Annotated in this window: 23 protein-coding genes; 9 read left to right on the top strand and 14 right to left on the bottom strand. The window is 46.7% G+C overall.

The window, feature by feature from the left end:
• Positions 1-134: 134 nt before the first annotated feature.
• The 3 genes from A8L45_RS21990 to A8L45_RS21985 all read right to left on the bottom strand — a co-directional run bounded on the left by A8L45_RS21990 (position 135) and on the right by A8L45_RS21985 (position 2,024).
• Positions 135-770: an alternative oxidase gene (locus tag A8L45_RS21990; protein WP_068905499.1), complete on the bottom strand. Its 636-nt coding sequence runs from the start codon at positions 768-770 to the stop codon at positions 135-137.
• Positions 771-1,257: 487 nt separating this feature from the next.
• Positions 1,258-1,419 (bottom strand): hypothetical protein, encoded by a 162-nt coding sequence (locus A8L45_RS24765; protein ID WP_175402063.1) that lies wholly within the window; start codon positions 1,417-1,419, stop codon positions 1,258-1,260.
• A gap of 41 nt (positions 1,420-1,460) precedes the next feature.
• The gene (locus A8L45_RS21985) at positions 1,461-2,024 is read right to left on the bottom strand and encodes a hypothetical protein (protein ID WP_068905498.1); all 564 of its coding nucleotides are present in this window, start codon (positions 2,022-2,024) and stop codon (positions 1,461-1,463) included.
• Between the two features lie 430 nt (positions 2,025-2,454).
• Here A8L45_RS21985 and A8L45_RS21980 point away from each other — a divergent pair, with 430 nt between their 5' ends.
• Positions 2,455-2,847, top strand: coding sequence for a GNAT family N-acetyltransferase (locus A8L45_RS21980; RefSeq protein WP_068905497.1), 393 nt, complete (start codon positions 2,455-2,457; stop codon positions 2,845-2,847).
• A 45-nt stretch (positions 2,848-2,892) separates the two neighbouring features.
• Here the strand turns inward: A8L45_RS21980 and A8L45_RS24760 are convergent, their stop codons facing one another.
• The gene (locus tag A8L45_RS24760) at positions 2,893-3,108 is read right to left on the bottom strand and encodes a hypothetical protein (RefSeq protein WP_068905496.1); all 216 of its coding nucleotides are present in this window, start codon (positions 3,106-3,108) and stop codon (positions 2,893-2,895) included.
• A gap of 119 nt (positions 3,109-3,227) precedes the next feature.
• On the opposite strand from A8L45_RS24760, the gene A8L45_RS24755 reads away from it, so the two are divergent.
• Genes A8L45_RS24755 through A8L45_RS21965 form a run of 3 tightly spaced genes read left to right on the top strand, consistent with a single transcriptional unit; the run spans position 3,228 to position 5,405 of the window.
• Positions 3,228-3,401 carry a hypothetical protein gene (locus A8L45_RS24755; RefSeq protein ID WP_175402062.1) on the top strand — a complete coding sequence of 58 codons (174 nt, stop codon included), beginning with the start codon at positions 3,228-3,230 and terminating at the stop codon, positions 3,399-3,401.
• Positions 3,382-4,299, top strand: a complete 918-nt coding sequence (locus tag A8L45_RS21970) for an EamA family transporter (RefSeq protein ID WP_068905495.1) — start codon at positions 3,382-3,384, stop codon at positions 4,297-4,299. Before A8L45_RS24755 ends, A8L45_RS21970 begins: the two co-directional genes overlap by 20 nt.
• Positions 4,300-4,319: 20 nt before the next feature.
• Positions 4,320-5,405 (top strand): alkene reductase, encoded by a 1,086-nt coding sequence (locus tag A8L45_RS21965; protein WP_068905494.1) that lies wholly within the window; start codon positions 4,320-4,322, stop codon positions 5,403-5,405.
• 107 nt (positions 5,406-5,512) lie between these two features.
• On the opposite strand, the gene A8L45_RS21960 is transcribed toward A8L45_RS21965, so the two are convergent.
• Positions 5,513-6,223, bottom strand: a complete 711-nt coding sequence (locus A8L45_RS21960; protein WP_068905493.1) for a helix-turn-helix transcriptional regulator — start codon at positions 6,221-6,223, stop codon at positions 5,513-5,515.
• Positions 6,224-6,320: 97 nt separating this feature from the next.
• Between A8L45_RS21960 and A8L45_RS25570 the strand changes: the two genes are divergently transcribed.
• Positions 6,321-6,455 carry a hypothetical protein gene (locus A8L45_RS25570; RefSeq protein WP_281181538.1) on the top strand — a complete coding sequence of 45 codons (135 nt, stop codon included), beginning with the start codon at positions 6,321-6,323 and terminating at the stop codon, positions 6,453-6,455.
• 236 nt (positions 6,456-6,691) lie between these two features.
• On the opposite strand, the gene A8L45_RS21955 is transcribed toward A8L45_RS25570, so the two are convergent.
• Together A8L45_RS21955 and A8L45_RS21945 are read right to left on the bottom strand one after the other, a co-directional pair.
• A complete protein-coding gene (locus tag A8L45_RS21955; protein WP_175402061.1) occupies positions 6,692-7,234 on the bottom strand; it encodes a hypothetical protein in 543 nt (180 codons plus the stop codon).
• Positions 7,235-8,104: 870 nt separating this feature from the next.
• The gene (locus A8L45_RS21945) at positions 8,105-8,956 is read right to left on the bottom strand and encodes a hypothetical protein (protein WP_068905490.1); all 852 of its coding nucleotides are present in this window, start codon (positions 8,954-8,956) and stop codon (positions 8,105-8,107) included.
• Positions 8,957-9,072: 116 nt separating this feature from the next.
• On the opposite strand from A8L45_RS21945, the gene A8L45_RS25785 reads away from it, so the two are divergent.
• A complete protein-coding gene (locus tag A8L45_RS25785; protein ID WP_139122453.1) occupies positions 9,073-9,261 on the top strand; it encodes a MerR family transcriptional regulator in 189 nt (62 codons plus the stop codon).
• Between the two features lie 121 nt (positions 9,262-9,382).
• Here the strand turns inward: A8L45_RS25785 and A8L45_RS21940 are convergent, their stop codons facing one another.
• The 3 genes from A8L45_RS21940 to A8L45_RS21930 form a co-directional block, all read right to left on the bottom strand.
• Positions 9,383-9,655, bottom strand: coding sequence for a DUF2470 domain-containing protein (locus A8L45_RS21940; protein WP_068905489.1), 273 nt, complete (start codon positions 9,653-9,655; stop codon positions 9,383-9,385).
• A gap of 401 nt (positions 9,656-10,056) precedes the next feature.
• Complete coding sequence (locus A8L45_RS21935; RefSeq protein WP_068905488.1) at positions 10,057-10,653, bottom strand: glutathione S-transferase family protein; 597 nt, start codon at positions 10,651-10,653, stop codon at positions 10,057-10,059.
• A gap of 262 nt (positions 10,654-10,915) precedes the next feature.
• The gene (locus A8L45_RS21930; RefSeq protein WP_139122451.1) at positions 10,916-11,362 is read right to left on the bottom strand and encodes a hypothetical protein; all 447 of its coding nucleotides are present in this window, start codon (positions 11,360-11,362) and stop codon (positions 10,916-10,918) included.
• A 128-nt stretch (positions 11,363-11,490) separates the two neighbouring features.
• Between A8L45_RS21930 and A8L45_RS21925 the strand changes: the two genes are divergently transcribed.
• Positions 11,491-11,904, top strand: a complete 414-nt coding sequence (locus tag A8L45_RS21925) for a LysR substrate-binding domain-containing protein (protein ID WP_083228484.1) — start codon at positions 11,491-11,493, stop codon at positions 11,902-11,904.
• A 149-nt stretch (positions 11,905-12,053) separates the two neighbouring features.
• Here the strand turns inward: A8L45_RS21925 and A8L45_RS21920 are convergent, their stop codons facing one another.
• Positions 12,054-13,574 carry an FG-GAP repeat domain-containing protein gene (locus A8L45_RS21920; protein ID WP_068905485.1) on the bottom strand — a complete coding sequence of 507 codons (1,521 nt, stop codon included), beginning with the start codon at positions 13,572-13,574 and terminating at the stop codon, positions 12,054-12,056.
• A gap of 309 nt (positions 13,575-13,883) precedes the next feature.
• On the opposite strand from A8L45_RS21920, the gene A8L45_RS24750 reads away from it, so the two are divergent.
• Positions 13,884-14,081, top strand: a complete 198-nt coding sequence (locus tag A8L45_RS24750; protein ID WP_175402060.1) for a hypothetical protein — start codon at positions 13,884-13,886, stop codon at positions 14,079-14,081.
• Positions 14,082-14,627: 546 nt separating this feature from the next.
• On the opposite strand, the gene A8L45_RS21910 is transcribed toward A8L45_RS24750, so the two are convergent.
• From A8L45_RS21910 to A8L45_RS21900, 3 genes are all read right to left on the bottom strand, one after another.
• Positions 14,628-15,476 (bottom strand): GNAT family N-acetyltransferase, encoded by an 849-nt coding sequence (locus tag A8L45_RS21910; protein ID WP_068905483.1) that lies wholly within the window; start codon positions 15,474-15,476, stop codon positions 14,628-14,630.
• A 117-nt stretch (positions 15,477-15,593) separates the two neighbouring features.
• On the bottom strand, positions 15,594-15,899 hold the full coding sequence (locus A8L45_RS21905) for a hypothetical protein (protein ID WP_068905482.1): 306 nt from the start codon (positions 15,897-15,899) through the stop codon (positions 15,594-15,596).
• 114 nt (positions 15,900-16,013) lie between these two features.
• On the bottom strand, positions 16,014-16,754 hold the full coding sequence (locus A8L45_RS21900) for a CPBP family intramembrane glutamic endopeptidase (protein WP_175402059.1): 741 nt from the start codon (positions 16,752-16,754) through the stop codon (positions 16,014-16,016).
• A 614-nt stretch (positions 16,755-17,368) separates the two neighbouring features.
• Here A8L45_RS21900 and A8L45_RS24745 point away from each other — a divergent pair.
• A complete protein-coding gene (locus tag A8L45_RS24745; protein WP_175402058.1) occupies positions 17,369-17,542 on the top strand; it encodes a hypothetical protein in 174 nt (57 codons plus the stop codon).
• Positions 17,543-17,566 lie beyond the last annotated feature (24 nt).

Here is a 17,566-nt window from a genome sequence, read left to right as displayed (position 1 = left end):
CTGGACTAGTTTTTGGGGAGCAGGTCACCTAACGTAAATCACAGAATCCGAGTGCCGAAATACACTCAGATTCTGACTGCTCTGTTCATTTTCCAATATGATCAATTTTGCTTAGGAGCTCGTCACAGCTATCTCTAAATCTGATGAGCGGGAAGTTCTTTGTGCTCATAGGCGTCAGCAAACCCATGGTTACGGTCACGGTGACCTGCTTCATCTTCACGAATACGCAAGACGACATCTCTAAGCTTTGCGTTTGCTGGCAACCCATAATAGTTGATCGCGAGTTCAGGGGCATGGACGTTTTCCACCTCGCCGTTATCGATTTTCTCGAGGTATTCGGTGTAACTTATACAAGCTTCCTCTTCAAAATAACCGACGACACGATGAGCGATCTTAGAAGAAGACAGATAAATTAAACTGTAAACAAGAATAAAGATACCTTGCCCGAACAAAACTAAAAGGCGTTCAACCCAAGTTGGTTTTGCAATATCTAAGAAGATCATCAGGTGCATACGCTCATTTTCTGCTTCATTCAGCAGCTCTCGAATCCAACCTTCATCATCTTTCATTCGACGCAACGCTTTGAGGTGGTTAAACATCCCTGCCACCATACCTGGTACTGCAGCGATGGTCTCAAGAATGACCGCCCGCTTCGCGTACTTCTTTCCATAGAAAATATTCAATACAAACTTGAGCATCTTGGTGATTTTCAGTGCGATATGTTCTGATACTTTTGAGGCTTTCTTGTGGGATAAGTTGAAGTCTGACATTGGAAACTCCATTATGTCTTAAAGATGCATTTATGATACATCTTTAAGACATAGGTTCAACTCTTTTCCAGTGATTTAACAAATGATTAGGTTTTCGTATCACATGAACCCAAAAAAGCCGGATGGAAATTCAGTTTTTACTGCGACTAGCAGAATATTGAGTTGCTTAGCGAATTTGATCACCCGGTAGGCATTTAGTTTAGGGCGGGTCGCTTACGCTGTTCATCTCTTAAGCGGCGTTCCGGCTCTGCTCAGCAAAAAACAATAACCTGAGCATGAATTCAAATGTGTGATTGGAATTTCAGAGGCGCAACGCAAACAGCTTGCTCGCCGTGATTGGCGAACAACACCGTTTTCTCTCGATGTTCGCCATGATAATTTCACGTGTAAACTAATGATATATAGTGTTTTTTTGATTTAATTTCAGGGTGAAATCGCCAGAAATTTCAGGGGGCGACGCCCCCTGCTGATGGCAGTGACTCCGCCTCTATTCTTCATCGTCTGATTCATCAAGAACGATGTACAGCACCTCTTTTTTGTCATTGACCTTGGAATTGGCCCTGAGATGATTAAGGTGTCTGACCACCCTCCCCGCCTCGTCCAGCATAAAGCGTCTGAAGTTAAGGTTTACATTCTGGTAGTTGTCCACCGTCTCAAAGTCCCCTTCGGTGAAATCGTCAAAGGCTTTGGTCAGGTCGTGCGTAGCAGACTCTGTACCATTCTGGCGCCTTTGAGCTCATCAATATAGGTATGGTCTTCGGTGTGTTCGAGATATAACGAGGTGCGTTTCATCTTGCCGGTTTCGACCTCATACAGGCCCTCTTCCAGCGACAGATAGCTGCTGTAGTCGCCAAGCAGCGGTTTGATGTCTTTAAGCAAAAAGGGAGTTGCCAGTTCGCATAAATTCATCGGCTCATTGATTAACTTATCTCTGAGCAGGATATGTTCAATGTCATCGAAGCTGGTTTTCAGTGCCTGCTCGTCAGACAGACGCAATCCCTCTTTGCCGTTTACGGTGACCGAAAAACGCAGGGTAAAGGCATCGAGTGTCGGTACCAGAGGTTGCAGATCTGACATGCCCTGAAACGATGATAACCAGGTACCCGGCTGGGTATAGCTGATCTCAAAAACGCCGTCGCTTTTGGGTGAGAGGCTAAGGGGATAACTGAGATCGCTCTCCCGTCTGTCCTGCTCGTCGCTCTTACTGAGCTGAAAATGGCTAATACGTCTGACGGTATAGTGGCTGTCGGTCATGCTGTTTTCCTTATCGGGATCAGGCTGTTCAGACGTGCTGTCATGCAATAGCTGTCGGCCTGATCGGGTGGTTATCCTTCCATGCCCTGCTACCCTAGCCTATCGTTATATTGGCTCGCGACAGTCAGCCGAAAAGTCTGCGAGTCTGGACATGTTCTTTGTCAGTTGCCAAGAGAATCAGAGGTTTCTGGAGAAGGCGGCTGGCTGTCTTTGTCTGTCAGGTCGCGCCAAGCATGTTCTCTTTTACAAGATGACTGCCTCTGTGAGAGATAACTGCTTCTGTGAAAGATAACTGCTTTGTGCAAAATGACTGCTTTTGTGAAAGATAGCTACTCCGTAAAAGATAACGGCTGGCAGCACTGTAAAATGTGTCAGGTTATTTTTCTGCCCTCACTGGATTACGATAAAAGAAAACGCAGATGGAAGACCGATGAAATCCTTATTATGGCAATCAGACTGCTCAGACATACACTGGCCGACACTCAGTCAGCTTTATTTTGAGGCAGGTATGGGCAACAAAGACAGTGACGCGCTGGCGACGGCGTTTTCCAACAGTAAAGAGGTGTGTTTTGTCTTCAGTGAATCCACCCTTATCGCGGCGGGGAGAGTGCTGGCTGATGGCGCGTACTGCGCCATTGTCTGCGATATAGCGGTTCATCCTGACTATCAGGGGCAGGGGATAGGCAGTCAGATACTGGCCGGACTGAAAGAAAAGGTGGCTGACCACAAACGGACCATACTGTTCTCCCGTGCGGGTAAAGAAGGCTTTTATGAAAAGCACGGCTTTGTCGCCAATCCCAACTTTATGGTGATCTATAAATAGCTACTTGTAAGTGACGCCCCGTCACCCGCGATAAGTCACGCCCCGTCACCCGGGGCGATATCTGTTCCTTTGACTCTCTCCTTCATTCTCTCTTTTTCCGTCCACTGTTACTCTTTTCATCACCTTTTCCGGTGGCGCGCCGGTTTTCCCTCTGCTCCCTGATGCCAATATACACACGCCTTTTTTCTGTGCTGAATGCCTGTCTGCAAGGCGTTTGGGTATGGTCTTCCACAGAGAGGGTTTGGCAAAAACCTGCAACATATACCAGCTATTTTTGCGCGCCGTTGTTTCTTACATTAGTCCTCGTTGACGGCACCGCTTATGTACTGCCACTCAATATTTTCTAACCAACATCCAGACCTGTTTTTAAGGAAGACGTAATGAAAGAGAACATTCAGGATGCAGGCATGATAGATGCCAGGGACGCGAAATTAATGACTAATGTGGACGCTGGGTGGCTGGCTTTTTCATTAAAGCGGCGTGCTGATATGGAGGGTAACAGGTATACCGGTACCACGGATTCGGGAGCCCGCCATGTCGTCGATGCTGCGTGATCTGGCACTGGCCTCGCTGGTGCCGATGATATGGGGCAGTACCTATGTGGTGACCTCAGAATGGCTACCGGAAGGCGTTCCGCTTTGGAGTGCGGTATTCCGGGCACTGCCTGCGGGACTTCTTTTACTCCTGTTTTGCCGCCGTCTCCCTACTGGGATCTGGTGGGGAAGGGCACTGGTGCTGGGTGTGCTTAACATTGGTGCTTTCTTCTATTTTTTGTTTCTGGCGGCTTATTCGATGCCCGGTGGCATTGCTGCCCTTCTGCTGTCATCCCAGCCTCTTTGGGTGCTGTTGTTCAGCGCAGTATTGTTCCGCCAGTCGTTTACCCCCATGCACTTTGTGGCCTGTGCATTAGGCTGTCTCGGGGTCGCTGGACTGGTGCTTAAATCTGATGCTGTCCTGAATACCCAGGGAGTGATCGCCAGCGTGATGGGAGCCGTCAGTATGGCACTCGGTGTGGTGCTGGCCAAGCAATGGGGTAAGCCTGAAGGGGTATCTTTGCTCGATATCACCGGCTGGCAGCTGACCATTGGCGGTGTGGTTCTGGTGCCTCTGGCAATCTGGTGGGAACCATTTCCCATCAACATGACAGCAGAAAATTACCTAGGACTTGGCTACCTGTGCCTGATTGGTGCACTGCTGACTTACATTATCTGGTTCCGCAGTATTCAGCGTTTACCTGCGTTTGTAGTGTCAGTTATCAGCCTGTTCAGTCCGCTGTCAGCCACCTTTCTGGGCTATCTGGTTCTGGGAGAACATCTGAATGCAGAGCAGGGGGCAGGTGCTGCGCTGATCATCGCCGCCATGTTACTGGCTCAGCGGGCGGCCGGGCAGACAACACAACCTGTCACCCAACACCACCTTCCATCCAACACAAGAGACCGACAACCTCTTTAGTTAATGTTCAAGGATTGATAATGAGTACATTATTCACAGCAACGTCGTATGGTGCCATCTCGGTAAAAAATCGCTTTGTCATGGCGCCAATGAGCAGAAACCGGGCGACCTTTGAGGGTCTGCCGACACCGATAATGGCGACTTACTATGGTCAGCGTGCCGGTGCAGGGATGATTGTCTCTGAAGGCATTCAGCCGGATATTCAGGGGCAGGGTTTTATGAACTCGCCGGGCCTGCATTCTGAGGCGCAGGTTGAGGCTTGGCGTGCCGTCACTGCCGAGGTGAAAAGACAGGGCGGTAAAATGGTTGCTCAGCTGATGCACTGCGGACGGATTGGTCACCCCTCTCTTTATCCTTCCGCTCATCAGCCTCTGGCTCCTTCGGCGATAAAAGCGGCAGGGCAGACGTTTACCCCGTCCGGCATGGCAGATTTTCCGGTGCCAAAAGCCATGACGGATGAAGATATCCATGCGGCGATACAAGGCTTTGCCACTGCTGCCGCCAATGCCATACGGGCAGGGTTTGATGGCGTTGAGATCCACGCCGGAAACGGCTTTCTTCTGCACCAGTTTATGGCCAGTAACACCAACTGCCGTGAGGACAACTACGGCGGCAGTATGGAGAACCGCCTGCGCTTTACCTTGGAAGTCGTCGATGCGGTGGTCAAGGAAATTGGCGCAGACCGCACCGGGATCCGCCTGTCTCCGGCCAACCCTTACAATGACATTGTCGAGGAAGATACCGAAGCGCTTTACAGTGCGCTGGTTGATGCCCTGCCTGAGCTGGCCTTCGTGCACATCATGGAAGCCAACGTCAGAGCGATCACCGAGATACTCAAAACCAAGCTGACCAGCCCGTTGATTCTCAATCCCCACGAACACGCGGCAGATGGCCCGGTCGGCGGCGAGATTGCGGATAAAGTGTTGGATGCAGCTCTTTGCAGCGGCGTGGCATTCGGTGCCTTGTTTATTGCCAACCCGGATTTGGTCGGGCGTATACGGATGAATGGCCCGCTGAACGATTTGGACCCCAATACCCTCTATGGCGGCGACCATAAGGGCTACACGGATTATCCGTTCTGGCAACCTGTTAAAGAGGCTGTCTGACTCTACCACATTAAAACAAACAGCCGTCGGTTATGACAAAAGGGATACGGAGCAGGGTAGGCCGGGGAACTCAGGGTGGCAGCGCTCGAAAGGGCGCAGACCGCCCCTTACATCAATGGCGAAATAAGGCCCAGAATAATGGCCTTTGATACCGCCTGATAACGGTTGGTGCAGCCAAGCTTGTTGGTGGCGTTGGTCAGATGAAAAACCACCGTTCTTTCGGAGCAGCCGATAATCATCGAGATCTCCCAGGAGCTTTTTCCTTCCGAGACCCAAAGCAGACACTCGGTTTCGCGTTTGGTCAGCTTCACATCGACTTTCTTTTTGAGTGCCGTCAGCTTATCAAGAATAGCGGGAGCCAGTATCTGCGCTTTTTGTATCGCAAGCTCAATATCCGGGTGATCGTGTTGGCTGCTGGCAAAGCTTAAAATGCCAAAGTCAGCCCGGGAGCCATGCAGGGGAACACTGAACCCATGCGCCAGCCCGTGGTTTTTGGCCTCATGCATCAGCGCTTTTTGGTCTTTATCCAGATGTTTCTGTTTTAGGTTATGCCAGATAAGAGGAGATGACTGATGCATGCAGTAGTGAACAATCGGGTCTTTGTTGATCAGGCTTTCACTGTCATAAAGGTGTCGCCATGGTTTGGGGTAGTTATCAAGGATGGTTGTGTCAGACGACATCATCGACTCATGACTGACGTATCCCAACAAGAAATGCTCAAACCCGACGATGGAGAAACTCTTATTCACTGCGTCGGTTAATGCCTGTTTTGATTCGCTCTCACGGATCGTCTGAATGGTGTCGATAACGTCTTTCATGTCGCATACTCTTGTTTTCGAACGTCAATCTTATTACACAACTATCTGGTCTATTTATCATTTTTCATGATGTCTACCTAAAAAATCGGTATGGGTAATGCGTTACGTCAATAACGACAGTCGCCAGATTGAACGGGTGATTTTCCCGCTTGATCAAACAAAAGGATGGGTTTTTCTCGTCGTGTTGTTGGTCAGAACAGAATGGCTGGGGCAGGGCACTGGGTGTGCTTAACATTGGTGCTTTCTTCTATTTTTTCTGACTGTTGTCGGTCTTAGATAATAGAAAAGAACTGAGAAAAGCTTGGATGGGCACCATAGTCTTGCGTTAACAGAGAGTATATGATCAAAGCAAGATGTGACCGTCAAATTGAACTGTTTTATTCAAATAGTGTTCACGATCTTGCTTTGGATATCTTTGCGCTTTACATCATTTAGAAGTGGGCACTACTGAATGGAAGGCAACAGCAATTAAATCTCTCCATCCCAAGCTCTGAATTTATCTCTTGGTAAATATGACATACCTTGAGACGTTCTAGGGATGCGCATATGTATGTGATTTAATAAGTCAGTATCAGTACGAAAACGATGATGGCTACCTACAGCATAATGACCTGATTTATTATTCCATTCAATAATTTGCCCTAAATCATCAAAGCGGATTTCTCCAGCCATTATTACATCCCTACCTCCAGCGATTGATGAATGGCCATGGCTTGAATCAACAGGTATATCTACAAATATTGTGTTTGGATTAATGCTAAGAACACAGAAATCATGCCAACCTCGGCAAACTTTAATGGAGGAAGCGTTATTCAATCCGCGCTTCTTTTGATACTTGAAAGCTTCAGTCCAATGATGTTCCTTCATCACTATCTTGTGATAAACCCCACCAATAATTTCAAGTCTTTGCTCAGGAATTAAAGCGGGTTGCAGATTACCTTGCATTTTATAGATAGAATGACGATTACGACGTACTCTTGAAAAACCTTTCTTCATGATATTAATTGACACTTAAAATGTTGAAAAAACTTTGGTGAGTCGGTTTTTCTAAGTGCTTAAACGATTTCTAACCCGTTAAGTCGCTGCATAATAGCCATATCATGTAAGCACTGCAAGTAGCCCTACACTCCGTCTGGATTCAAGATGTTTTGGACAGAGCGAGCGCATCAGCCACTGACCAAGGGATTTTCCAAAAGAGGCGTAGTAAAGGCTCTAATCAGAACTAAGCAAACACCCGATAACTCCGCCCTTTGTCGTTACTAGAGTGGAAAGCGGGAAAGGAATAAATGATCAGTGTTGTGAGACTGGAATGGGGCGCCGTCGAAGGTGAGGTCCAGTTCGCTACTACGCTTTTCCACTGCTATCGACACTCAACATCATCCACGACATAAGAATCAACATGAAAAAATTAGCTAGTGAGATCAGAGAGGGAGAAAGCACATGCCTTTCAAATGCGGGAGAACTTCTGAGGAACTGAATATCCATATATTGTGCAACCATTGCCAAAATTAAAGATGACTCGCCTCATTTCCTACTCTTTTTTTCGAACATCAATCTTATTACACAACTATCTGGTCTATTTATCATTTTTCATGATGTCTACCTAAAAAATCCGTATGGGTAATGCGTTACTTCAATATCGACAGTCGCCAGATTGAACGAGTGATTTTTCTCGCTTGATCAAAGAAAAGGATGGATTTTTCTCATCCTATTGTTGGTCAGAAGAGAATGACTGGGGCAGGGCAGAGCAGAGAAAGGCAAAGAAAAGAAGAGAAATGCAAAGAAGAGCAAAGAAAAGAAGAGAAGGGGACCTGGCTGATTGTCTGCATCGCGGCGCTAAGCAGGGCTGCATCTGCAGCCCTGTTCAGGGGGGGACTCGTCTTAAAAGGTAAAAGGTGCTTGTGTTGACGCGTACTCACCTTTTTCTGACAGAATGTGGACGACCAGCTGATATTCTCCTCTCGGCCATTCAGGATGGATTTTTGTGTAAAGAGGATCCGTCGGTTCAGTGATGGGGGTTGTACCCGCCACAAGGTACATGGACTTCACTTCTGAGATGGGGATACTGACGCCGGTGGGCAATGTCAGCTCCAGCCAGTAGTCGGCATATTGGTTGTCTGTTAGCTGATGGACATAAACATAGAGGTAGCCATGTCCGTGATCAATATCCAGTGAGATATCAACGCCGAGTTCCGGTGCAGTAATACCCCCGCCGACTTTATTGACTGAGGTTAATCTTGCGTGTGTCCAGATATAATAATCATCAGCAGGCGTTCTGCCATGAATATTGAAGCCGTGTTCTGCTTGTAAATCTTTCCGAATTGCGGGTAATTCGGCGGGTACTTCAATAGGCAAATTTTCTCCCTGAATACTGATTTCTACCCCTTCAATCTTCTTTTCGTCCCACCAGGTTCTCTCAATACTGCCACTGTAGCTATCAACCATCATTGACACGTAATACTCGCTAACATACATGTTTAATCCGGTAGCGGTTACGTCGTTGCCATTACAGCTGAATGTGATTGTGCCGTTTGAATCGAAGTAATGCGCAAAGTGATCACTTTTCCACTGCTCGACGGCTTGGGTATCGTAAGTTACTGTGGCGTTGGCCGTGTCTGAGAAACACCCGAACATGTCCTCAAAGGGTTCTGCTGTGATCTCATGTGTCACCACGTCAGCGACTGATATCGATGAACATGTTGCCAACGCGATAGCGATGCATAGTTTTTTCATGGTTTCCTTTCCTTAAGTGACTGTCTCCTGTGACCATCATATAAGGCGGTATGTCTATTTATTTGATCACGGCCGATAAGTGAGATTGAGCGGGAAGGTTTCGTTGCAATCAGGTAATTGATAGAAACTTCAAAAATCGTGCGGGTGTCAGTACTAAAGCGAGACGTTACTGGGAGGAAATAGGGCTGATAAGACCGGCAAAGCGCGATGACAAATACTGCGTGTATAACGACAGATATCTCTCCGTTTTGGTGTTAGCAGTAATGCCTGATGAGCTGGCGCAGATTCGGCAACCAACAGCTTAGGGCCCCATTCTTTCTCGTTGAAAGTGTATAACATGGCCCTAAGCGGTGTGATTTGGCGATATGATGTGGATATGTGATTCGGTTACGCTGGGTACTGACGCTCATGACCGAGTGGTCAGCCTTATGAGGCAAGCTTTTCGCGGCCTTGTTTTACCATCGCAACCAGCACTTTGTGCGCGTCCCCTGCGGTCTCAATAGGGGCGGTCACAGGCACTATCAGGCGCTCACCATCTGCAAGCTCAAGGGTGATCGTATCCCGATCCAGATCGACTAACTTCGCTGACGTCACATCTTTTCTATCTACAAACGCGTGAGCATACAATACCAGTGCATCTTCGTGATCATCATTCATGTGGCTGATAATGCCCGCTAAGTGTTCTTGTGAAATAGCCATCAAATTCCCCCCATTTAAGATAGTGCTCAGCTGCTTCCTTCGCGTTCGGCTGCGCCTGTTAAAGTGTATCACCCGTTGACAGCGATACCTATGATTGCCTAAAAATGATCCGTTTATGGTCGTGAAAAGCGCTCTGCTTGTGGCAGTTAAAAGCGATCCGTTTATGGTCGAATAGCGCTCTGCTTGTGGCAGTTAAAAGCACTCCGTTTATCGTCGTTAATAGCGCTCCACTTGTGGCCACGCAAAGCTCTCTGCCTGTGGCCGTGAAAAGAGCAACAGCCTCTGCCGAATGACCAACACCGCGCGCTATGAAAATGACGCCGAAGGGTCATAACCTGTGATCATATTCCCGCGCCGTGTTGGACTAAAACCTACCTGCAATGCTGGCGTCAGGCGTGTTGTTACGACATGCCCACATAACCATCAATGGCGGCTATACGGCGAATCCATTGTTGAATATTGGGGTAGTCCGAGAGATTAAATCCGCCTTCGTCAGCAACATGCGTGTACGCATACAGGGCGATGTCCGCGATGCTGGGTTGCTCGCCCACAAGGAAGGCGGATGTCGCCAGTTGAGACTCCATTAGAGCCAGCGCTCTGTTGCCGCCTGCTTGCAGTGAATTGAATTCCTCCACACGGCTCTCAGGCATGCTGAGATACTTTTGAATAAACCGGGCTACGGCAACATACGGCTCATGAGAGTATTGCTCGAAGAACAGCCATTCATACACCTTGGCTTTCTGAAAGCGGTCAGTCGGCAGAAAATCTGTGCCTTCCGCAAAATATCCTAGGATAGCATTGGACTCACACAGTACTCTGCCATCATCAAGCACCACAGCAGGAATTTTTCCGTTTGGGTTAATGGACAAAAACTCGGGCGTTTTTGTTTCGTTTTCCAGAATATTTACGTGGATCCATTGGTGCTCGATACCGAGAAATGAAAGAATGTGTTTTACCTTCAAGCAGTTTCCAGACTGCAAATCGCCATAAACTATCATTTATTCTCCTTGTTTTTTATACCAAATACCCGCCTACACCTTAAGAGAAAGGTACCGCGTGTCGCTCAGCCACAACCCGTGCTTATGTCACCAAAAGACAATAACCCGATTCTGAATTCAACTGTGTAATTGGAATTTCAGACACGCCACGCAAACAATGGCTTTACGCCGATTTCTCTACGAACCTACGGCCAAAAAAGAGGCGTCGGAGTAGGGCAAACGGGACGGAACACCCACGCCGCGCAGGGGTTGGGATCGCTCGTCAGCTTTCTGACTTCAGCTGTTTTTGAAGGTCGACACTTACACGCTGATAATACCTGACGTCGCCGATAAGCGGGGCGCTTTTGTACCTCTTTCCTGAGAGGAGATTGAGGGCAACATAGCACCGTCTGCCCGATCGGCCCGAAGAGCCAAAGGTGACGGAACTCACCTCATGTTTCGACAACATCCTATCTCTGCTGGGCGGAGCATACTTCAATTCAATGTATTCCCCCTTTAAAGACAATTCATAGAACTTATCTACCAGCGAGTACGCCAAATAATACATACCGGAAAAGAGCAAGAGGGTGAATATTGCATTTTTCGTGACCGTGTATTTTTGAGTAAACACCAAATAGATAAAAGACAATGCACAGAGCGTTGCGCCAAACGCGATGATCAAATGGTAGTACGCCAAAGGCACATCTTCCGACACGGATGTAATTGTCAATGGTATCACCATGAAAGGTAACGGGTTCATCTACCCCAACGCGCCCAATATAATGCGTGAATATTGCCCAACATCAGCTATGGCGTAAATTTGCGACCGTCTGCACGCGATGAATTTACCCCACATAAATCACCCACCTTGCGCTTCGTTGTGTTTGCTCACCAGACTTTCCTCTGGCGGGTGAGGTTCAGGTGCGTCAACCCGATTTGAAACAATACCGGCAGGTGGTGATCAGAGATTCCGGTCAGCAGGATATCGACAGCGGCTGGCTGGGGTCACATCAGCGACTCACGGTGAGCAGCCTCGCCATGGCGCTGAGTGCCGTCGAAAAAGGACTGGGATTTGGCTGGTTACCCACTCATGACGTCGACAGAAAAATTGAGCAAGGTGTCCTGACTCCTGTTGATCTCGCCAAAGGCGCAATAAGGGATGTTCGATTACAAATAGGCATGAACCCGGACCTCGCCCACGTCGGTGAAATTAATACGCTCTTTGAGCTCTTCACTGACCTTGTCCCCACCCGTCAGGCCTTGTCCTGTTAACGCCTTTCAGTCTGTTCCGATGACAGCGAACGCGACATGAATAATGGTGATGACGTCCATTTCTCTTCCTTAGCCGTATCGCATCTGCCGGCACAGGCAAAAAAGGGCGAGGCCGCATGATGGGCCCCGGCTGGTTATTTTTTCCCTGACTAGCCATTTTTAGGCTTTATCAGCAAGATCTTTGACTGAAGCTCAGGCTCATCAAGACGAGAATATTTCAGCAGTAATTCATCAATGCCGTCGTTATTAATGTCGGCGGCAGTCACATCGTTACCTTGCCCGGGTATGTCAACAGACATACTTTTACTCAGCCGCTCGAAGCGTGTTGAGGAGCGATTGGCAAAGAAGACTTTTAACTTGCTGTCGCCGCTTGAGAGCACCAGATCTTTGAGGCCATCTCCGTTGAAGTCGGCCAGCTGGGTAAGTGCATTTCCTGCGGTGCCGGAGCTGATACTAAAGCTGAGCTCGGTTTCCTTGCTGATAATCGGCTTGGAAGAAAAGCGGTTGTTTTTCGTCATCCCAAACAGATAGACATCCTGATCAACACTGCCTGAGACCAACGCACTGATGATCTGGGAGACGCCGATATCCACACCGCTAAGCATCATTTCTTTGCGATTGTCGTTGTCGATATCCACCACTTTCAGCCTGCCCAGTGTCCCGTCAGCCGTTAATACTGAATCGGGCTTGTCGTTATATGAGAGCGTGTTGGTTTTCTTCTGACCCAGATAAATCTCATAGTCGTTAGTGCGATCGAGGGCGCCGTTACTGGTTGTGTTGATCACAATCAGGTCGGGAATGTCATCATTATTGATGTCTTCAAGGTGTGCAATGCGGCGTAACGACAGGTTGCTTTGGTCCAGTGAACGTCCATCGGAGTCTTTTTTGTCCCACCAGTCATCGACTAAAAAATCAGCCTTTAGCGGGACAACGGCCGCTTGTTGACTGAAAAGTGCATCTTTTGTCTGCGGGTAATAGGTAATTTGACCGTTTTGTAGCTCAATGAGGTCGTTGAGGCCATCGAAATTAAGGTCTTCAACCAGAATTTCCGGTGGCTGATATGTCACGATCTCGCCATTGATTGTCGCTTTCGCGGCGATAGGGTAGTCGCGTTTCAGCACGCTTTTGTCACTGAATTTGAGCACACTGACCTGTGTGAAACCTTGGATCAGAGCCTCTGCCACTCCGTCATTGTTGTCATCAAACAAAAAATCATCTTTTGCTAAATAGTCACTGTTTTTATTCGGCATTGTGGTGGCAACGTTCACCACCTTCTCAAATGGGTTAACCGCCGTTGGGTTGAACAAAAAGAGTGTATCGGAAGAGAGGAAATAGACCTGCTGATTGGTTCCTTCCTGATACTGACTGATATCAAACCGATGGAGGCTGTCCGGCACCACTATTTCTCTGGCTTTGACGTATTCGCGAATGGAATTGTTTGTGTATATCTGGAGCACCCGTTGGTTGTTTTGCGCCCCTAACACCATCAATTCTTTGCCTGGCGCAGGCAGTAATTCAACGGCCATGATAGGGTGGGTAACCACCATGCCCGTTTCCAAAGCGACGATATCTGAGTTGAGTTTACGGGAGTCAGCATAACTTGCTGTCGATGAAAGCAGCAGCGCAGACACGCATGCTGAGAGAATGGCCTTAGACACTAACGTTTTCATTATTATTCCATTTTCCAAGTTAGACGCTGTATTCAACGGCTTCATACAGCTTTCGTTTCCCATCTCACCCACGCGGATGAGGACATTCAGCGCCGCGAACGGATAGGCGAGTGGTCATTACGTTTCCGCGTGATCACGCCTGCCCGCAACGGTGAAAAGACCACTGGATGTCACTGCCGGAAACGCTGTTCCAGCTACCAAGAAACAACAACCTGACTGTGAATTCAAATGCGTGACAGGAATTTCAGACACATAAGGCAAATCAGGGGGATGTGCTGTCGAAGGATAATGAAAGGGGATCAATTACTCGTGCGGATTTGGACAGAATCAAGCTGGCAGCTTCATAGCCCCGGCCAGAACATTCAGGATGTTGTCTTAGACTTTCGAGCTTTGCCTCCCGAAGAAGCTCAAGCATATCGCTATCAGCGCTGTCACCGTCACCGAAAAGTTCTCGAAACTCATCTGGCTTTGCGCATAAGCTGGGGCGCTGTGTCTACTTTATGTTGAGGAACAAAACCGTGTTTGATGAATGTCGGTTCTTACCCGAATAAGTCGCACAATGGGGTGAGCTGAAGGTCTAACTGGTGCTGAGAAAGCGCACATTGCCGACTGAGTTCAATGGCCATTAAGCCCGAATGGTCTGCTGTGCCGAATGTTGTCCAAGCCCCTTTGCTTTGATTAGCCGCTCCATTGGTGCGCACCCAAACGAACAACAAAGTTGCTTACACCTAAACTGAGCCTGAAGATAACTGGAAAACAAACGTTTAGCCTTACTTTTGAATAGTGCCAGTCTGGGTTAACCGAATAGTGTCTAGTGGCTCTGTCACTCGAATGACAGGCAGCGGCGAGACCGCAGTAAGAGACCCTCAATATGTGTTTGCCGTAAGCGACGACTTAATGGCGTAAATGACAAAACGAAGTAGACGACTTTGTTGTTCGGGAGCATTGGCTGCTGACGCAGCCAAAAGAATGCTATTGCCTATTGACCGGAGAAGGGCTCACATGTGGGTATAAACGTCGCAAGGCAGATAGCCCCCGAGGGGGCGAGATTTATTAATCTTGTTCAAAAAAACGATAGATATAATACGAGTCGTAAACCCCGGCTTTTTTATAGCCGAGTCTCTGCGCGAGTTTCACCGAGTTTTCATTTGCAGCATCCCAATACGGGAAAAGCCCCTGTTCAAGGCAGTGAAGAATTAAGGTCGCGCAGACTGCTGTTGCCAGCCCTTTCTGCCGGTGGGCTCCGTCAATACATATGTCGACTTCTATACCATCATCGTAATTATTGTATGAGGCTGCTACGCCTACCATCTGCGCTTGAGTTGGCTCACAATTAGCTGCCTCTCCCTCGTTCTTATCGTCTTTACCGTCAAAGAGAACACAATACCCCAAACCACGCGTCAAAAAGTCCTGCGCATTTTTATATTGAGGCCCCGTGATGGGGATGAGGGAGTGTAGTTCAGAGCTTTCGAGAAAGTTGAGATCGATTGGCTTAATGCTGTATCCAACTGGCAGATCGTTGGCTAACCTGGATAATTTAGCGATGTCAAAATGGGCTGGATCATGCTCAAACACAGTTCGGGTATCTATGCTAAAGCGGTTTTTGAAGCGTTCTTCAATAATTGCTTTCCATTGGTCGTCAAAAACAGTCGCACACATGTATTCGTTAAAGTTGTTTAGCAGTTCATCGGCATATTGACAGTCACCGACAAAAAAATGTGCGTTTCCTACCTGAATTTGTGCTGCTGTAGGGTGATTTAGGTCATTCGTCCACACTGTGCCATTGTGTCCTTGTAAGCAAGCCTTTGTTGAATGCATTTCAGTGGGGGCAAACAACGCCTCTAATTTCTCAGTTAATTCAGGCTGCAGTCTTAACTCTCTGGCTCTACATCTATGTAACATTGTATTTTCCTGATATTCCTTTTCTATTTTTCGTCATCACTACATCCAAAGTAAACCGATAATGTCATGCATTGGTGATCAGTTTTAAATGCTTCGATATGCTTGATATTAGCCAGTTCATTGATCTTCAAGAAACCGGACTACTTTACCGAGTTGTTTAGCGTATTTAATTTCAGATTCCGTGCTCTCCCCGATATAACCCCCCACGTTCAGAACGAGGATCTCATCTGATATGGCGATCTTATGTTTATGGAGTTCACCGAGCATTTTCCTCTCGCGCTCTGTCAGTCTGATCTTTTTCCCCGGCCCTAGACCACCAACACTTAATACAATATGCCCTGCCATTGTTTCTGTGAAATTAGCATCAATAAATGCCTGCTCAAATTTAACGCTTCCACATAAAGTTACTATCAGTGGTTTCAAAGTGTCATCCTATAGGTATATAACGCCGTTTTAAGCGGCAAATTACTGCTGGCTAAAAGTCAGTGAGATGCCAACAAAAAGCCAACTGTAATTTGTCCAGCTTAAAAAGCCTTGTTAGGTGCGCTCTTTAAAATAATCCAATTTATTTAATACTGCTGCCTTTATTAAACCTGGTTCGATTAAGCCAGTCGTTATTGTGTGCGCGATAATGCAAAGCGCTACATTTCTCTCGCTCATTATATAGATAAGCGCAAGACCAGCACCCAGTAAAAAAGTATAAAAAGTAGCATTAACAGCCGCTGATAAAGCCTTACCACCCCATACTAAGTGTGCGATTCCAAATGCTAGGCCAGAAATAATTATTTGAATGAAATCACTGAAACCTTCTTCTTGAAGGTAATCCATCAATATTTTTCTAAATAATATTTCTTCAAAAAAGCCAGAAACTAGAGCACCCAGTAGAGCCAAACATTTTAGTTTATTAAACTTAAACATGTGTTCGCGTACATTAGAGATACCTGCCGCCCCCCAAACATGTAAGAAAATAACCAAAGCGGCTATGCCCCACGACAGCATGCTTATATTTGATAATGTGGTGAAACCAGTGAAGTTAAAAAAGTTATCAGTCGTAATAATCCAGTAAAGTAAAATTCCTCCTTGAACCAGAATAATTGAAGATATTATTTTAAACGTTTGATTGTCAGCAGATTGCATGGAACCTCTTTGTGCACCTAGCAGTGTGATAAACCCCAAAGTGTCCAATATAAGTCCTGCTATTTTTCCAATATCATTCAGGAGTGAAATTTGCGATTGTCTGCACGCATTAACTTCTCCACCTTGTAGAGGATTGTCCAAAGTCCTTAGCAGGAAAAGACACCAATATGGGATACATGAATTAAATTGGACAAGTTGGCCGACATAGATATTTATACCGTGTATTCGAGAAGCTATCAGCCTCATCACACACGACAAGTATCGGGAAATCCTACATCCTGATTGATGGAAAATATTAGATAAAATTTTCTTATCTAAAACTTCGGTATTAGACTCGAGTAGTGCTATTGCCCTGAATTATTTTTGGACAAAATTGAGTTGGCAAGATAAGGTACCCGATTTAATTTTCGATAATAAAAACTAATGGGTTTTTGACTTAGTGCTGCATGGTCTAGTTTTTGGGGAGCAGGTCACCCCAGAAAACGATTAAGCTTATAAAACCGAACATAAATCAGGTTAAGTGTCCACTTCAAACTTGAAGCTAGGGCAAACTCTCTAAATTTGAATCACTAACCAGGCGCACTACCACTACAAAAAATCAGATCGTACGTATTTAGCCCACCCTGCCTATGAAGTGGTCAGTTTGCTAGGCAAGATCAAAACGCATCCTGTCATGATTGAACCATAAATTATTTGTTATAAACTTTACTTTTTTCTTGTTATAAATAAGAAACAAACCATATAAATGCAAAATCATGACAGAACAAGATATAAAATTACAACTGAACAAAGCTCAATCCCTTATCAAAACTGATGAAGCAGAGGCTAGCTCAGTAATTCTTGAACTTACAAACGCGCTTGGTTGGGAAGAAAATCAACGTAACTTTTTTTACAACCGTTTTTTCGATGATCCATATTGGTACGATTGACCTGCACCCCAAAAACTAGTCCAA

Origin of the sequence: Veronia pacifica, assembly GCF_001707825.1 — a bacterium.
Lineage (GTDB): Bacteria > Pseudomonadota > Gammaproteobacteria > Enterobacterales > Vibrionaceae > Veronia > Veronia pacifica.
The sequence above is the reverse complement of the archived record's forward strand: the minus strand, read 5'-3'. Positions and strand labels throughout refer to the sequence as shown.

Coding starts and splice junctions, on each gene's coding strand:
- A8L45_RS21940 (WP_068905489.1), bottom strand. CDS start 9,655: ATGGCTATTTCACAAGAACACTTAGCGGGCATTATCAGCCACATGAAT.
- A8L45_RS21960 (WP_068905493.1), bottom strand. CDS start 6,223: ATGAAAGACGTTATCGACACCATTCAGACGATCCGTGAGAGCGAATCA.
- A8L45_RS24745 (WP_175402058.1), top strand. CDS start 17,369: ATGACAGAACAAGATATAAAATTACAACTGAACAAAGCTCAATCCCTT.
- A8L45_RS21985 (WP_068905498.1), bottom strand. CDS start 2,024: ATGACCGACAGCCACTATACCGTCAGACGTATTAGCCATTTTCAGCTC.
- A8L45_RS21970 (WP_068905495.1), top strand. CDS start 3,382: ATGTCGTCGATGCTGCGTGATCTGGCACTGGCCTCGCTGGTGCCGATG.
- A8L45_RS21980 (WP_068905497.1), top strand. CDS start 2,455: ATGAAATCCTTATTATGGCAATCAGACTGCTCAGACATACACTGGCCG.
- A8L45_RS21910 (WP_068905483.1), bottom strand. CDS start 15,476: ATGTTACATAGATGTAGAGCCAGAGAGTTAAGACTGCAGCCTGAATTA.
- A8L45_RS21920 (WP_068905485.1), bottom strand. CDS start 13,574: ATGAAAACGTTAGTGTCTAAGGCCATTCTCTCAGCATGCGTGTCTGCG.
- A8L45_RS25570 (WP_281181538.1), top strand. CDS start 6,321: ATGCGTTACGTCAATAACGACAGTCGCCAGATTGAACGGGTGATTTTC.
- A8L45_RS24760 (WP_068905496.1), bottom strand. CDS start 3,108: ATGTTGCAGGTTTTTGCCAAACCCTCTCTGTGGAAGACCATACCCAAA.
- A8L45_RS24755 (WP_175402062.1), top strand. CDS start 3,228: ATGAAAGAGAACATTCAGGATGCAGGCATGATAGATGCCAGGGACGCG.
- A8L45_RS21935 (WP_068905488.1), bottom strand. CDS start 10,653: ATGATAGTTTATGGCGATTTGCAGTCTGGAAACTGCTTGAAGGTAAAA.
- A8L45_RS21965 (WP_068905494.1), top strand. CDS start 4,320: ATGAGTACATTATTCACAGCAACGTCGTATGGTGCCATCTCGGTAAAA.
- A8L45_RS21990 (WP_068905499.1), bottom strand. CDS start 770: ATGTCAGACTTCAACTTATCCCACAAGAAAGCCTCAAAAGTATCAGAA.
- A8L45_RS21945 (WP_068905490.1), bottom strand. CDS start 8,956: ATGAAAAAACTATGCATCGCTATCGCGTTGGCAACATGTTCATCGATA.